The organism is Synechococcus sp. WH 7805, from assembly GCF_000153285.1.
Taxonomy (GTDB): domain Bacteria; phylum Cyanobacteriota; class Cyanobacteriia; order PCC-6307; family Cyanobiaceae; genus Synechococcus_C.
In genome coordinates, this window is the sequence record NZ_CH724168.1 from 2421751 (window position 1) to 2435370 (window position 13620).

General features: G+C 61.1%; 17 protein-coding genes. 1 reads left to right on the top strand and 16 read right to left on the bottom strand.

The window, feature by feature from the left end; all coding sequences use genetic code 11:
* Position 1 precedes the first annotated feature (1 nt).
* The gene (locus WH7805_RS12330) at positions 2–229 is read right to left on the bottom strand and encodes a hypothetical protein (protein WP_006043462.1); all 228 of its coding nucleotides are present in this window, start codon (positions 227–229) and stop codon (positions 2–4) included.
* Between the two features lie 25 nt (positions 230–254).
* Positions 255–1121 (bottom strand): 16S rRNA (cytidine(1402)-2'-O)-methyltransferase, encoded by an 867-nt coding sequence (gene rsmI, locus WH7805_RS12335; RefSeq protein ID WP_038005486.1) that lies wholly within the window; start codon positions 1119–1121, stop codon positions 255–257.
* A 24-nt stretch (positions 1122–1145) separates the two neighbouring features.
* Between rsmI and WH7805_RS12340 the strand changes: the two genes are divergently transcribed.
* A complete protein-coding gene (locus WH7805_RS12340; RefSeq protein WP_006043464.1) occupies positions 1146–2057 on the top strand; it encodes a 3'(2'),5'-bisphosphate nucleotidase CysQ in 912 nt (303 codons plus the stop codon).
* Positions 2058–2069: 12 nt separating this feature from the next.
* Here the strand turns inward: WH7805_RS12340 and WH7805_RS12345 are convergent, their stop codons facing one another.
* From WH7805_RS12345 to sppA, 14 genes are all read right to left on the bottom strand, one after another.
* The gene (locus tag WH7805_RS12345; protein WP_006043465.1) at positions 2070–4235 is read right to left on the bottom strand and encodes a polyribonucleotide nucleotidyltransferase; all 2166 of its coding nucleotides are present in this window, start codon (positions 4233–4235) and stop codon (positions 2070–2072) included.
* A gap of 166 nt (positions 4236–4401) precedes the next feature.
* Positions 4402–4704, bottom strand: a complete 303-nt coding sequence (rpsN, locus tag WH7805_RS12350) for a 30S ribosomal protein S14 (RefSeq protein ID WP_006043466.1) — start codon at positions 4702–4704, stop codon at positions 4402–4404.
* Positions 4705–4747: 43 nt separating this feature from the next.
* On the bottom strand, positions 4748–5833 hold the full coding sequence (gene rseP, locus WH7805_RS12355; protein WP_006043467.1) for an RIP metalloprotease RseP: 1086 nt from the start codon (positions 5831–5833) through the stop codon (positions 4748–4750).
* Between the two features lie 19 nt (positions 5834–5852).
* The gene (serS, locus tag WH7805_RS12360) at positions 5853–7130 is read right to left on the bottom strand and encodes a serine--tRNA ligase (protein ID WP_006043468.1); all 1278 of its coding nucleotides are present in this window, start codon (positions 7128–7130) and stop codon (positions 5853–5855) included.
* 59 nt (positions 7131–7189) lie between these two features.
* A complete protein-coding gene (locus WH7805_RS14800) occupies positions 7190–7351 on the bottom strand; it encodes a hypothetical protein (protein WP_006043469.1) in 162 nt (53 codons plus the stop codon).
* Between the two features lie 72 nt (positions 7352–7423).
* Positions 7424–8923: an AAA family ATPase gene (locus WH7805_RS12365; protein WP_006043470.1), complete on the bottom strand. Its 1500-nt coding sequence runs from the start codon at positions 8921–8923 to the stop codon at positions 7424–7426.
* The gene (locus WH7805_RS12370; protein ID WP_006043471.1) at positions 8916–9470 is read right to left on the bottom strand and encodes a DUF177 domain-containing protein; all 555 of its coding nucleotides are present in this window, start codon (positions 9468–9470) and stop codon (positions 8916–8918) included. Before WH7805_RS12370 ends, WH7805_RS12365 begins: the two co-directional genes overlap by 8 nt.
* On the bottom strand, positions 9467–10615 hold the full coding sequence (gene yidC, locus WH7805_RS12375; RefSeq protein ID WP_006043472.1) for a membrane protein insertase YidC: 1149 nt from the start codon (positions 10613–10615) through the stop codon (positions 9467–9469). The genes WH7805_RS12370 and yidC overlap by 4 nt, the downstream gene beginning before the upstream one ends.
* A gap of 75 nt (positions 10616–10690) precedes the next feature.
* The gene (locus WH7805_RS12380; protein ID WP_006043473.1) at positions 10691–11122 is read right to left on the bottom strand and encodes a PH domain-containing protein; all 432 of its coding nucleotides are present in this window, start codon (positions 11120–11122) and stop codon (positions 10691–10693) included.
* The gene (locus WH7805_RS12385) at positions 11119–11514 is read right to left on the bottom strand and encodes a ribonuclease P protein component (RefSeq protein WP_006043474.1); all 396 of its coding nucleotides are present in this window, start codon (positions 11512–11514) and stop codon (positions 11119–11121) included. The genes WH7805_RS12380 and WH7805_RS12385 overlap by 4 nt, the downstream gene beginning before the upstream one ends.
* Positions 11515–11538: 24 nt before the next feature.
* Positions 11539–11676: a 50S ribosomal protein L34 gene (gene rpmH, locus WH7805_RS12390; protein ID WP_006043475.1), complete on the bottom strand. Its 138-nt coding sequence runs from the start codon at positions 11674–11676 to the stop codon at positions 11539–11541.
* Between the two features lie 54 nt (positions 11677–11730).
* A complete protein-coding gene (locus WH7805_RS12395; RefSeq protein ID WP_006043476.1) occupies positions 11731–12321 on the bottom strand; it encodes a DUF2808 domain-containing protein in 591 nt (196 codons plus the stop codon).
* 99 nt (positions 12322–12420) lie between these two features.
* Positions 12421–12801, bottom strand: coding sequence for a chorismate mutase (gene aroH, locus WH7805_RS12400; protein WP_006043477.1), 381 nt, complete (start codon positions 12799–12801; stop codon positions 12421–12423).
* Positions 12798–13610, bottom strand: a complete 813-nt coding sequence (gene sppA, locus WH7805_RS12405) for a signal peptide peptidase SppA (RefSeq protein ID WP_006043478.1) — start codon at positions 13608–13610, stop codon at positions 12798–12800. The genes aroH and sppA overlap by 4 nt, the downstream gene beginning before the upstream one ends.
* Positions 13611–13620 lie beyond the last annotated feature (10 nt).

Below are 13620 nucleotides of genomic sequence, written 5' to 3' on the forward strand. Positions count from 1 at the left end.
ATCAGCGCCGCGATTCCGGCATCAGCAGGGCCGTGAGGCTGCCACCACCGATCAACCCCAGCACAGCGCTGACTCCCACCACGAAACCCGCAGGGAGTGGTGCGCTGGTTCCAACGCCGAGATTCAGCCGATACCGATCGCTGAGATTCTGGGCACCAAGGCAGAGCACCACCAGGAGGGCCACACCACCGCCCATGGTGATCAGCAACAGACGCAGGCGCATCAGCATGGCGCCGACAACCATCAATGCTTCGTCAGTTTGCCTGGTTTTCTGCCTCATGCAGCAGCGCATAAAGATCCCTGCGGCTGCGTCCGCTGGTTTGCGCTAGCTCCCTGGCCGCCTCGCTGGGCTTGAGGCCTTGGGCAATCAACCGGCGCAGCTCGTCGAAACAGCGCTCGTCGCTGAGCACTCTCGTCTCAGGTGCACTTGCGCCTCCGAGCACCAACGTGAACTCTCCTTGGGGGGCGTGCCGTTCGAAATGAGCTAGGGCCGCTTGCACCGTGGCTCCAACCTGTTCTTCATGCCGTTTGGTGAGCTCCCGTCCCACCTGCAGCGGCCTGTCGCCGCCGCAGTGATCAGCAAGCTCCTTCAGCAGTTTGAGCAGGCGATGGGGGGCCTCGTACAGCACCGTGGTGCGCTCTTCCGCAGCGATGGCTACAAGGCGCTCGCTGCGCTCCTTGCCCCTGGCGGGAAGGAACCCCTCGAAGCAGAAGCGACCGCTGGGGAGGCCACTGCTCACCAGGGCGGTGGTGACAGCACAGGGGCCAGGGATGCAGATCACGGCATGCCCGGCTTGTCGAGCCGCCTTCACCAGCTCTTCCCCTGGGTCACTGATGCCCGGCAGGCCGGCATCGCTGATCACGGCAACGCTGCGGCCATCCCCCAGTTCCTCCAGGAGCTGGGGGATGCGGGTATGGGTGTTGTGCTGATGAAAGCTGCAACGCCTGGCCTGGGATCCCAGGCTGGTGAGCAGCTGGCCGCTGTGGCGGGTGTCTTCACAGGCGATGGTGTCCACCGCGATCAGCAGAGCCCGGGCGCGCGGGGAGAGGTCCCCGAGGTTTCCGATCGGGGTGCCGACGACGTAGAGCACTCCGGCGTCCGGTTCGGCGCGCTGCTTCACAATGGTCCCCACCCAACCCTCTCCATGATGCCGACCGTCCCAAGCCTTCCAGCCGGTATTAATCAGGAGCAGCTTCTTGAAGCGCTACGTCCGCTCTGCTGGGGTGCTGCTGACATCCTCAGGGCCTATGCCCGTGGTGAGCAGCCCCCCCATGGCTTTGCTCGGGCGTTGAGTGTGGACGATGGCGGGGAAGGGCCGGTGTCTGCAGCTGATCTGGCGGTGAATCAATGGCTGCTGGATGGGTTACGTGCTGCATTCCCGGATGCCGGCTGGACTCTGCTCAGCGAGGAGACCGCGAAGGAACAGCTGACCGAGGGCAAGCCCCTGGCCGCCGAGTGGCTCTGGATCCTCGATCCCCTTGATGGAACCAAGGATTTTCTGCAAGGCACCGGCGAATACGCCGTTCATCTGGCGCTGGTGCAGGGGGAGCGCCCCGCGTTGGGGGTGGTGCTGCTGCCGGAGGCCGACGAGCTCTGGTTCGGAGTTGTAGGCCAGGGCAGCTGGTGCGAGAACCGTGCAGCTGAGCGCAGCCCCGTGCGCTTCAGTGAGCGCACATCTGACCTGGTGCTGGTGGCGAGCCGCAGCCATCGGGATGATCGCCTCGAACGCTTAATCGCGGCGTTGCCCCTCGGAGGCTCCATGGCCGTCGGCAGCGTGGGCTGCAAAGTTGCCACCATCCTGCGCGGGGAGGCTGATGTGTACATCTCTCTCTCTGGAAAGAGTGCTCCGAAAGACTGGGACATGGCGGCTCCGGAAGCGGTGCTGCTAGCTGCCGGTGGGGCCTTCACGCACGCCGATGGCCAGCCTCTTGCTTACAACACGGGTGATGTGCGTCAGGCCGGTTGCCTGATCGCCAGCCATGGAAAAGCCCATACCACCCTTGAAGAACAGGCGGCACGGGCGATGGCTGAGATTGATCCAGGTTTTTCTCTGTGACCCTGAGCTCCCTCAGGAGAGCGGTGCCACTGGCGTCGGAACTGGCGCGGGTTCGGTGCCCTCTCCATTCTGGGGAACACCACGCAGGGTGAGATTGATGCGACCGCGGTTGTCGATCTCGCGCACGCGCACGGTGACCTCGTCGCCCACTTTCACCACATCCTCCACCTTCTCCACTCGGGCCTCGGAAAGCTGGGAGATGTGAATCATCCCTTCCTTGCCGGGAAGGATTTCCACAAAGGCGCCGATCGGAATGATCCGTGTGATCGCTCCGCTGAACACTTCTCCCTCATTCACCTTGCGGGTGAGTCCTTCGATGATCTTCTGGGCTTCGTCAGCGGCAGCTCCGTCATGGGAGGCGATGGTCACGATGCCGCTGTCTTCGATATCGATCTTGGTGTTCGTGCGCTCGGTGATGCCCTTGATGGTGCGGCCTCCGGGGCCGATCACAGTGCCGATCAGCTCTGGGTCGATCCGGAAGCTCAGCAGCCTTGGAGCATGAGGTGAGAGTCCGTCGCGAGGCGTGTCAATCGCCTCCATCATTTTTTCGAGGATGTGCAGGCGTGCGGGTCTGGCCTTGTTAATGGCTTCGGCAATGGTGTTCATCGCCAAGCCGGTGATCTTCATATCCATCTGCAGAGCCGTGATGCCCTTGTCGGTGCCAGCCACCTTGAAATCCATATCGCCGAGGAAATCCTCGATGCCTTGAATGTCAGTGAGGATGCGCACTTCATCGCCTTCCTTGATCAGGCCCATGGCTGCCCCACTGACAGGCGCCTTCAGAGGAACGCCCGCATCCATGAGGGCCAAGGTGCTGCCACAGACGGAGCCCATGGAGGTGGAGCCGTTGGAACTGAGCACCTCGCTCACCACCCGCACCACATAGGGGAAGGTGTCCTTGGCAGGAAGGACAGGGATGATGGCCCGCTCAGCCAGCGCTCCATGGCCGATCTCCCGACGTCCTGGTGAGCGCATCGGCTTGGTCTCACCGACGGAGTAAGGAGGGAAGTTGTAGTGGTGGAGATAGGTCTTTTCTGTATTGGGGTTCAGATCATCCATCTCCTGGGCATCGCTGGGGGTGCCCAGGGTGGCTGTGGAGAGAACTTGGGTCAGGCCGCGCTGGAAGAGGCCGGATCCATGCACGCGCTTGGGAAGCACACCAGCTGCAGCACTGATTGGGCGCACTTCGTCGAGGGTGCGGCCATCCACGCGCTTGCCGTCCTTGACGATCTGTTGGCGCATCAGTTTCTTGGTGAGAGCCTTGAAGCTGGTGGGCAGCGCCTTGCTGTTGGATGAGACCAACTGGCGAACGGGGTCGGTGTCCTTCAGTCCTTCAATGGCTTCCGCCGTGTTGCTGCGGATGGCATCCAGTTTGCTGTCGCGGTCGGCTTTGCTCTGTGCAAATTGGCCCAGCACCTCACCGATGGACTTGCTGCAAGCTTTTTCGAGGTACAGCGGCAACGTGGTGTCTGCATCAGGTGCTTCGGGTTTCACCTGCTCAATCCCGGCATCTTTGAGGATTGATTCCTGGGCCTTGATCAGTTCGCAAACGGCTTCATAACCGAAGTCGATTGCTTCGATCACGTCCTGCTCAGGGAGCTGATTGGCACCCGCCTCCACCATCACGATGCCCTCTGGCGTGCCGGCAACCACCAGGTCCAGATCCCCCCGTTCGATTTCGCGGTAACTCGGATTCAGCACAAAGTCGTCGCCCAGCAGGCCAACGCGCACGGCGGCCATCGGCCCATAGAACGGAATTCCGGCCAGCAGGGTGGCCATGGATGCTCCTGTCACCGACAACACGTCGGCAGGGACGCGCTCATCGAGGGACATGCAGGTCGCCACGATCTGCAGATCGTCCCGCAACCAACTGGGGAACAGGGGCCGCATCGGCCGATCGATCAGTCGGCTGATCAGCGTGGCCCGCTCCGGTGGCCGACCTTCACGGCGCATGAAGCTGCCGGGGATGCGACCGGCGGCATACAGCCTTTCCTCGTAATCACAGATCAGGGGAAGGAAGTCGATGCCTTCTCGTCCTGAAGATCGGGTGGCGGTGACCAACACCGAGGTGTCTCCACACTCGATCATCACGGATCCGCCGGCTTGAGGGGCATACCGCCCCGTTGTCAGTCGAATCTCCCGACCGTCGAAGGAGATTGACTGTGTCTGACCTTGCACTTGTGCTTATGTCTTTCTGTCAAGACTGATTCTGACATTCAGCAGGATCAAGCCGTCAAATCATCCGGTTGGACGATCACTTTTAGCTTTTCTGCTGATAGTCAAAAAAAAGAGGTGATTTCTCACCTCCGGGATTCTTGAAGTGTGGCGTTGCCCCCTGGGGAGATCACCAGCTGGATTTCACCACCCCAGGGAGCTCCCCTTTGTGGGCGCGCTCACGAAGCTGGTTGCGGCAGAGCCCGAAATCGCGGTACACACCACGGGGTTTGCCGGTGGCCCAGCAACGATTCCTCATCCGGGAGGGCGCACTGTTCCGTGGCAGGGCCTGGATCTTCCGATGGATTTCCAGGCGCTCCATGGGATCCTTCGCTGCATCGAAGGCGGCCATCAGGGCCGACCGCTTAGCGGCGAAGCGCTCAACCATCTTCTTGCGCTTCGCATCGCGAGCGATCATCGACTTTTTGGCCATGCAGCGGTCGGAAAAGAGCAGTTCAATCTGTGACTTTAACGCCTCACTGGCCCATCAATTGACGCACCACAGAAAGCTGGCTGGTGTCACGCACGATCAGCAGAACGCTCAGCCCCAGCACCAGCAGCAGGCTGGACTGCATCACAGCCAGTTGGAATCGCTCCGGCAGCGGCCGTCCGCGCACACCTTCAATCAAGAGGAACACAAGCTGTCCGCCATCGAGCAAGGGAAGTGGCAAGGCGTTCAGCACTCCCAGATTGATCGAGATCAGGGCGAGGAATAGAGCCAGTCCGGATCCTCCCTGGCTGGAGAGCTGAGCCCCCATCTCCACAATCTTCACAGGGCCGGATACCTGTTGGGCCGTGCTGCCGAAATCGGTGAGGAGACCGGCGTATCCGGCCACCGTCCGGCTGAACAGACCCGCAAACTGGCTGCTGCCCGCGCTGAGCGCCTCCAAGGGAGAACGCACAGGGCGGGTGGCTCCGACCATCGCCACCTGAAGCTGGGCTCCGATCCGACCGGTGCCGTTCTGATCATCGGGTGTGAGGCGGAGCATCCGAACCGCCTCAGCGTGCTGGACCTCCAGCTCAAGCGTTTGTCCGGGGCTGCGGCGGATGGGGTCGACTGCGGCCCGTACCGCTGGATCGCCGCTGCCGAGTGGTTTGGAATCGATGGAGAGAATGCGATCCCCTGGCTTGAGCCCGGCCCGATCGGCTGGAGCTCCGTCCTGCACGGTCATCACCACCACGCCAGGGGCTGGATCACCGGGAACACCGGTAGCGGCTGTATGCCCCACCAGCACCAGCCAGGCCAGCAGCAAATTCGCCAGCACCCCGGCACTGATCACCAGAACTCTCTGGGGGATCGGACGGTTGCGCAGCAAATCCGGATCGTCCAAAGGAATGGATTGATCGTTGTCGTCGTCGTCCGGAAACGACACGAAGCCGCCAAGAGGCAGTAGCCGCAGGGCGTAGGTGATGCCATTGCGCTCGGTTTTCAGCACCGCAGGGCCGAAGCCCACTGAGAAGCCATTGACGCGGATGCCTTGCAGACGGGCCGCCAGAAAATGACCCGCCTCATGAATCACGATCAGCAGCCCCAGAGCGAGCAGTGAGGCCAGAACGTTCATGAGGATTCACGCAGTTGGATCATTCTGGCTGGAGGCGATCAGAACCGAAGTAGGGAATGAGCGCCTGAGGCAAGAGAACGCTGCCGTCGGCCTGTTGACCGTTTTCGAGCAGGGCGGCCATGGTGCGGCCGATGGCCAGGCCACTGCCATTGAGGGTGTGCACGAGGCGGGTGGCCTTGCCGTCCTTGGTGCGGATGGACGAGCGTCGTGCCTGGAAATCACCGCAGACGCTGCAGCTGGAAATCTCTCGGTAGGCGCCGGCTCCCGCCAGCCACACTTCAAGGTCGTAGGTGCGCGCTGCGGAGAATCCCAGATCTCCAGTGCACAGTTCCAGCACGCGGTAAGGCAGCTCAAGCGCTTGCAGAACCGCTTCGGCATCCGCGGTGATGGCCGCATGCGCCTCGTGGGCATGGTCGGGGTGCACAAACCAGTAGAGCTCAACCTTGTTGAACTGATGCAGTCGAATCAGTCCCCGGGTATCTCGGCCATAGCTGCCAGCTTCCCGCCGGAAACACGGGCTGTAGGCCACGTAGCGCAGGGGTAGTTGATCCGCCGGAATGATCTCATCACGATGAAGTGAGGTCAGAGGCACCTCCGCCGTGGGAGTGAGCCAGAGATCGTCATCTGCGCAACGGAAGCTTTCCTCGGCGAATTTGGGCAGCTGTCCTGAACCGGTGAGACTGGCGCTGTTCACGAGCACCGGAGGTAGCACTTCGCGGTAGCCCTTGCCGGTGTGGAGGTCCAGCATGAAATTGATCAGGGCCCTCTCGAGGCGTGCTCCCTGACCAAACAGGGTCACAAAGCGGCTCTGGGCGATGCGCACCGAGCGCTCACTGTCGAGGAGCCCAAGGCGATCAGCGATCGCCCAATGCTCTTCAAGCCCTTCCTGCCTGCGTGGGTCACCCCAGGCGCGGATCTCGATGTTGTCGTTTTCATCCCGGCCGTCTGGACAGTCGGGTGAGGGGAGATTGGGGAAGGTAAGCAGCTGGCTCTTCAGATCGGCGGCCAGTTGGCGTTCCTCATCTTCCAGAACGGCCACTCTCTGTTTGATGGCATTGCCCTGCTGACGGAGTTCAGCCACCTCATCGCCTTTCGGATCAGCCCCTGCCTTGATCTTGAGGCCAACTTCTTTGCCCACCCGGTTGCCTTCCGCCTGCAGGCCGCTCCGTTGCTCCTCGAGGTCGCGCTGCTGTTGGGCGAGGGCTTGAAGGCTGTTTAGATCAACCGTCAAGCCGCGGCGAGCAAGCTCCCTGGCCATCAGCTCAGGGTTCTCTCGCACCAGACGCTGATCGAGCACAGGGATTTCAGTGGCGGCGCCGGCAGCCTAAGCGTCCGCCTCCAAGGGCTTCTGCCGACTCAGAGAACCTGGCCGACCATCACGGCTGCGACTCCAGAAAACAGGGTGATGCCCAGGGCTGTGATCGGATTCTGGCCTTGAACCACAGCAACGGTGGTGATCACTCCAGCGCCAAGACAGGCGGCTGCAAGCTGGGTGGTGAGTTCAGTGGATCGGTTCACGGCCAGACTTTCTGTAGTGCTGGCAACCTAAGGAGGTCGTTCCGAGTCGTCCTGGCGACAGCGGTGGATTCGTTACGGGGCGTCAGGGTTCGTTACGCGCCGCAATGAAGCGGGTCTGGCTCGGCCTGCACTGGCCCATTGCTTCAGGGCTTCCAGTTGTTCCCGGGCGGTGCGCGCCAGAGGGACCAACTGGGATGCGGCCTTGATCAGGTCGCTTTCATTCAGTTCCCGGCGTTCAGCGAAGGCGAGGTGCATCGCTTCGATCACCACCTGCTCCAGTTCGGCGCCGGAATAGCTCTCGGTTCGGTCCACCACGGTGGACAGGGGCAGATCGAGTTGCGGGCGTCTGCGTTGGAGATGAAGGGTGAGGATGCCGCAGCGCTCGTCTCTGGATGGCAAGTCCAGAAGAAAGATCTCGTCAAAGCGCCCCTTGCGCAGCAGTTCGGGTGGCAGTCGCTCCACACCGTTGGCCGTGGCCACGACAAATACGGCGGAGCGCTTCTCCGCCATCCAGGTGAGCACCGTGGCCAGAACCCTCTGACTGGTTCCGCCATCGCTGCCGCCGACCTGGCCGAAGCCCTTGTCGATTTCGTCTATCCACAGCACGCAGGGCGCCATGGCCTCAGCGCGCAGGATCATGTCGCGCGTTCGCGCCTCGCTGGCTCCTACGAGCCCGGAGAACAGGCGGCCTACATCCAATCGCAGCAGAGGCATCGACCAGCTGTGGGCAATGGCTCGGGCGGTGAGTGATTTCCCGGTTCCCTGAGGACCGACCAGCAGCACGCCGCGCGGCAAGGGCAGGCCGAAACGGCGGGCCTCGTCGCTGAAGGCGCGATGGCGCTGATCAAGCCAGTGCTTCAGGGTCTCCAGTCCGCCAATATCCGCGGGGGTGGCATCGGTGCGACAGAACTCCAGCACTTCGCTGCGTGCCAGTGACAGGCGTTTCTCTTCGAGCACATCGGCCAGATCGTCGAGGCTGAGGCGGCCGCGCTGCGCCAGGGCCTTTGCGGCCACATGTCTCACTCTGGCTTCACTCAGCCCGCAGCAGGCATGGGTGAGTTCTTCCAGCACCTCCTCCTCGAGGGCGGATCCACTGGCTCTGGCGATGTTGCTCAGAAGGATCCGTAATTCCTCCTCGCGAGGGAGGGGCAGATCCAGAAGCGTGAGGGCTTCGTCGAGGTCGGCAGGGGGCGTCCACTGGCCGCAGCTCAGGATCAGGGTGTGGGGGGTGGACCTCAACTCACCGGCCAGATTGCGCAGCATCCGAGCGATGCCTGGGTCATCGCAAAACCGATGCACATCCTTGAGCAGGAGCAGGGTGGGATCGTTGCTTGAACGTTCTTTCAACCACTGCAGAACGGCCATTGGCTGCCGCGCTCCCAACCGTTCCTGCCCCAGGGCACCACTGAGACCACTCACGAAATCCCATCGCGCCAGCAAGCGGTCGCCCAGGCGTTGACTGGCTTGGGTCAGGAGGGCTTCAACCCTCTCCTCCTCATGGCTTCGGATCCAGATCAGTGGCGTTCCTGATCGGATCAGGAGATCCAGCTGCCGGCTCCATGATTCAGTCATGCTGTCGGTCCGGGGTTGACTCCATGGAAGCCTGAAGATCCCGCAAAGCCTGCCAGCGAGGATCCTTGAAAGATGTCGTTGCGCTTGGCGGTGCTGCTGCGCTGGGCTGCACCGGTGGTCCAGGGCAGTGATCGCCACAGCGATTGACTACTGACATCTGCAGGCTTAGTTGTTCGAACACCCAGCGTTCGGGTTCGAAACATCCCCTAGGGTCCAGGCTTTCCATCAGTCCTTCAGCGCTATCAGAGTTGTGATCGGCATCTCCGATGGTCGCCTCCGATGGCTCAGCGCCAAGCCAGATCAATTCGCGAGTGTTAACCGTGAGTTGCTGGTTGAAGTTTCCCAGGCACCGATCACAGCACACACAGATGATGGTTTGGAGAGACCCCTCCACCTCAAGAACGTTGCCGCGGTGTTCTGCGCATACGCGTCCCCGAATTGGAGTGAGGCTTGAGAGTTCATCGTGGATGCCATCGACATCCCACTCCCTGGGCTGACCCAGGGCGAGAAGCTCTTTCAAGGCCACCGGCTCCAGGCCGGGAATCATTTGTTCCCGCCCTTGGGTTCGAACGGCAGGCGGCCGGCTTGGGATCCGCCACCGGCTGTTGCTGTGGCCGGGGTCTGAGCCTGCTTCATCTGGTCATCCAAAATCGCCTGCAGATTGTCGGGAAGTGTCTCTCGGGTGAGCAGGAAGGTCTGAAGGGCCTGAAAAATATTGGCGATCACCATATAAAGCAGAACGCCGGCTGGTAAGGGGAAGAACAGAAACATGCCTGTGATCATCACGGGCGTGATCTTGTTGGCTGTGGCTTGCTGTGGGTTGGCTGGCATTCCCATGCCGGACAGCAGCTGAGAAATAAACAGGCTCAAGCCGAAGGCTCCCACGAGGATGGCGATGTCCCAGTTGATGGCTCCCTCGGTGTAGAAGCCGACCTGACCCAGGGCTTTGATGAACAGGAAGCCGCTGCGCGCTGCGAGGCCTGGAATTTTGCCTTCAACCGTGGCATCCCCTGGAGTCAAGGCCGAGATGGTTCCGTCGTCGGAGACGGACACGATGGTCTCCCCTTTGGTCACCGACCAATTGGGAAGGAACGATTGGCCGTTTTCGACATCGCTGAGAACCTTGCTGAAGGCTTCACCGTTCTTGGTTTGAAGCTGAATCTGAACGCTCTCTCCTGTTCCGATTTTTGTGCCGCCAGGAAGACTTGCGATCACCGGGACGTGATCGGTTTCGGTGACGAAGATCGAATGACTGGCGCTGTTGAAGGGTTTTGGCTCGACCGCTGCGATCTGCTCGCCAGGCAGCACTTTGAGGTTGATGGTGTAGGGGACATCAGCGAACGGTGAACCCCGCAGCGTGGCGAACAGGGCGAAGAGAATTGGCATCTGCACAAGCAGTGGCAGACATCCGGCCAAAGGGCTGCCGAATTCCTTCATCAGTTTTCCCAACTCTTCCTGCTGCTTCTGTGGGTTGCTAGCAAAACGAGCTTTGATCTCCGCCTGGCGTTTTTGCATCACCGGCTGGGCGATGCGCATCCGTCGGGCGCTGCGAATGGATCCTGCACTGAGCGGGAACAGAGCCAGTCGGATGACAACCGTCAGCGCCACGATGGCCAGTCCGTAACTCGGTACCAGTCCATAGAAGAAATCCAGGATCGGCAGCAGCAGATTGTCGGAGATGTACCCGATCACGATGGCGTTCCGCGGTGTGGTGAAAGGTGATGCCAGTGTGCAACAGCGTCGCCGCTTTTGCGGTGCTGCCGGGCTTCAGGCAGCGAACCCCTTGCTGGTGGAGTCGTTGAGACCTGCAGCTGTGGGCTGGCTTGCATCGGGACGGACTGTGATCCGTTCCAGGATGAATGTCTCCACTTCACGGAATCGGGGCAGCGACCGCATCTCGAGCCTGGATCCGTCGTTGAGCACCAGCACCATGTCTCCCCAGGCTCCGAATCCCCTGGGCACGCATCGCACTTCACGAATCTGGCTATACACCACCTGACTGCGGTCACGTCCCATCCAGCCCCCGCTGACGGAGACGCGACGACTGGTGATGTTGAAGCGGAGCCAGAGGGCTCTCACCACAGCACCGATCGTGAAAGGAAGTCCGATGAGGGTGAAGCCAAGCAGAAGGTTGACGATCAGGTCTCCCTTGGCGGGACCTCCTTCGTAAAAGGTGTCTTCCTGTACGGATTTGGTCATGGCTGGAGCCCCGCCTGTTCAAGCAATCTGTCGCATTCTTCCAGCAAGTTGGCCTCACCTGCGTCAGCACCGGGTCGAAGACTGATCAGCAGCCAGCACTGACCATGCTCGGGGCGTGCCTCGAAGCGAGTCCTGAGGTGGTCATGCAGCAGCCGCCTGAGACGATTGCGCACCACCGCCCGCTTGTGAACCTTGCCACTGATCACGACGGCAATCCGGCAGCTCTTGGGCTGACCCAATTCAGAAACTCCAACTGTGTCGCGACGCAGCAGCTTTGGATTGGATGACGCCTTGCGCAGCACCATCAAGGTGCCGTGAAAACGCTTGCCACGCCTGTGCAAGTGATCAAAACAGCGATGGCCGCGTAAACGCATGGAAGCGGGCAGAACCATCGCTGGGGATGTGCTGGAACCGGATCAAACAGACAGACGACTGCGACCCCGCTTGCGGCGGGTGCGAATCACCCGCCGACCGGTGTGCGAACGCATGCGCACTCGGAATCCTGAGACACGCTTGCGCTTGCGGCTGGTACCACCGAGGGTTCGCTTGGTCATGAATCTGTTCCGGCGTCCGGCTTTTTCTCAAGGGGAGAGTTTATCAGGGCAGGCTCAATCAATATCGATCACCCAGCTTCCGAGGTAGCCGGATACTGGAACATCGCCAGGTGCCTGGGCCAGCGCATTGAACTGATACATGCCCTGTGAGTTGGGATTGAAGATTTTCATCAACACCGCGTAGGTGCCTCCAGTGGGGATCGGGGTATCAGGAAACACTTCGATCGCGGTCTGCTTCTCATTGACTTCGAAAACGGCCGGCAGCACCTCCTCGCAACGGCTGCGGGAGAGAACACCCCCCAATTTCATCTTGCAGAGGGAGAGATTCTTGGGCTTGATCCGGGCATTGAAATAGCTCGGAACCGAAATGCTCAACTTGAGGATGGCGGTTTTGCGGTCCTTTGGCCTCAGAATGAAGAAGTATTCGGCACGCTCGCGTTGTGCCGTACTGCTCTGCACGTAATAAAGCTTCCTGTAATCCTTCCCTCCATCCCAACGGAATTCCAGCAGTGCCGGAGTGTTCTGAGCCCGCACGGCCTGGGGCGCTGTTGTAGGCAGTAGTGCTGCCGTGCCGATGGATCCTGCAACCAGTGCAGCGGTCAGACCGGCACGGCGGCGTGTGAGTCGGAAGGCGTTTTGGGTCATGAAACTCGGAATGCTTAAAGCAATGTGGCCATTGGACGTATGTGAATTGTCCTGAGAATTATCGGTCTGTTGGTTCTTCGAGGGTCGGCCTATCAGGTGTCAGCTGTGACCGGATCTATCTGGCCGGAGGCGTGAGGCGCCCCGCAGATAGGGGTGATGCACGGGCCTGTCTCCGGGTAGCCATGCGTGGGCCAGCAGCCGGATGCAGCGGGCGAGGTCTCCATGAACAGCCATCTGCTGCACATCCAGCAAGGCCACATCTCCCCATCCTTCCCGGTGCCGAGCTGTTGCAGCAGGAAAACAGGCATCGAGATCGGTCGTCACGGAGAAGGTCACAGACACGAGTTGATTCGGTTGCAGCTGGTTCTGCTCCATCAGGGCATCGACCAGTTCCGATACGGCGTCCCTGATGGAGGCTGCGGTGTTGTCAGAGCTGGTCGTGGCTCCACGCAGGCCACGCAGCTGCAGGGGGAGGGTCATGGCCGGTGCATCCACAGGAGTTGACCGCTCAGTTCCAGTTCTGTGTTGAGCCGTTGGTGCATCGCGCTGAGCAATGAGGAGCCTGGTAGCCCCTGGAGCAGGCTCTTGCGGGGCTTCCCGAGAGTCACGGGTCTGCAGCGCTCCTCATCCAGATCCGCCAGTCGGGCCGCCAGAACCCTGGCGTGTTCTTCATCGCCGAGTTCATCCACCAAGCCAAGGTCCTTGGCCTGGGCACCGCTGAACACCCGGCCGTCGGCAAAGGCTCGGACGGCATCGGGCTCGAGTCCGCGACCTTCAGCGACGGCATCGACGAATTGGCTGTAGCTGCTGTCGATCAGATCCTGTAGCAGCTGCCGCTCCTCAGGACTGAGGGCTCGATCCGGGGAGAGGATGTCTTTGTAGGTCCCGCTTTTTACGGTTTCGAAGCGGATCCCAATCTTGTCAAGAAGCTCTGAGAGATTGTTGCCGCGAAGGATCACGCCGATCGATCCGGTAATGGTGCCGGGATTGGCAACGATCGTTTCGGCTGCGACGCCGACGTACACCCCGCCAGAGGCGGAGATGTTGCCGAAACTGGCGACCACCCGGCAGCCTTTCTCGCGCAGTCTCAGCAAGGCGGCATGAATCTCCTGACTGTCACCGACGGTGCCTCCAGGGCTGTCGATGCGCAGCAGCAAGGCTGGAAATTCACGCTCCTGCACTTCGCGAAGCGCCTTGAGAACTCGCCGGCGGGTGGACCCGCTGATAGCCCCTTCGATGGCGATTCTCGCCATGCGACGTCTGGATTTCCGGCGCCACGGCCACACCATGACTCTCCGT

Excerpts from the sequence above, each read along its gene's own strand:
- WH7805_RS12330 (WP_006043462.1), bottom strand. The coding sequence starts at position 229 with ATGCTGATGCGCCTGCGTCTGTTGCTGATCACCATGGGCGGTGGTGTG.
- WH7805_RS12340 (WP_006043464.1), top strand. The coding sequence starts at position 1,146 with ATGATGCCGACCGTCCCAAGCCTTCCAGCCGGTATTAATCAGGAGCAG.
- rpsN (WP_006043466.1), bottom strand. The coding sequence starts at position 4,704 with ATGGCCAAAAAGTCGATGATCGCTCGCGATGCGAAGCGCAAGAAGATG.
- rseP (WP_006043467.1), bottom strand. The coding sequence starts at position 5,833 with ATGAACGTTCTGGCCTCACTGCTCGCTCTGGGGCTGCTGATCGTGATT.
- WH7805_RS12365 (WP_006043470.1), bottom strand. The coding sequence starts at position 8,923 with ATGACTGAATCATGGAGCCGGCAGCTGGATCTCCTGATCCGATCAGGA.
- WH7805_RS12370 (WP_006043471.1), bottom strand. The coding sequence starts at position 9,470 with ATGATTCCCGGCCTGGAGCCGGTGGCCTTGAAAGAGCTTCTCGCCCTG.
- WH7805_RS12380 (WP_006043473.1), bottom strand. The coding sequence starts at position 11,122 with ATGACCAAATCCGTACAGGAAGACACCTTTTACGAAGGAGGTCCCGCC.
- WH7805_RS12385 (WP_006043474.1), bottom strand. The coding sequence starts at position 11,514 with ATGGTTCTGCCCGCTTCCATGCGTTTACGCGGCCATCGCTGTTTTGAT.
- rpmH (WP_006043475.1), bottom strand. The coding sequence starts at position 11,676 with ATGACCAAGCGAACCCTCGGTGGTACCAGCCGCAAGCGCAAGCGTGTC.
- WH7805_RS12395 (WP_006043476.1), bottom strand. The coding sequence starts at position 12,321 with ATGACCCAAAACGCCTTCCGACTCACACGCCGCCGTGCCGGTCTGACC.
- aroH (WP_006043477.1), bottom strand. The coding sequence starts at position 12,801 with ATGACCCTCCCCCTGCAGCTGCGTGGCCTGCGTGGAGCCACGACCAGC.
- sppA (WP_006043478.1), bottom strand. The coding sequence starts at position 13,610 with ATGGTGTGGCCGTGGCGCCGGAAATCCAGACGTCGCATGGCGAGAATC.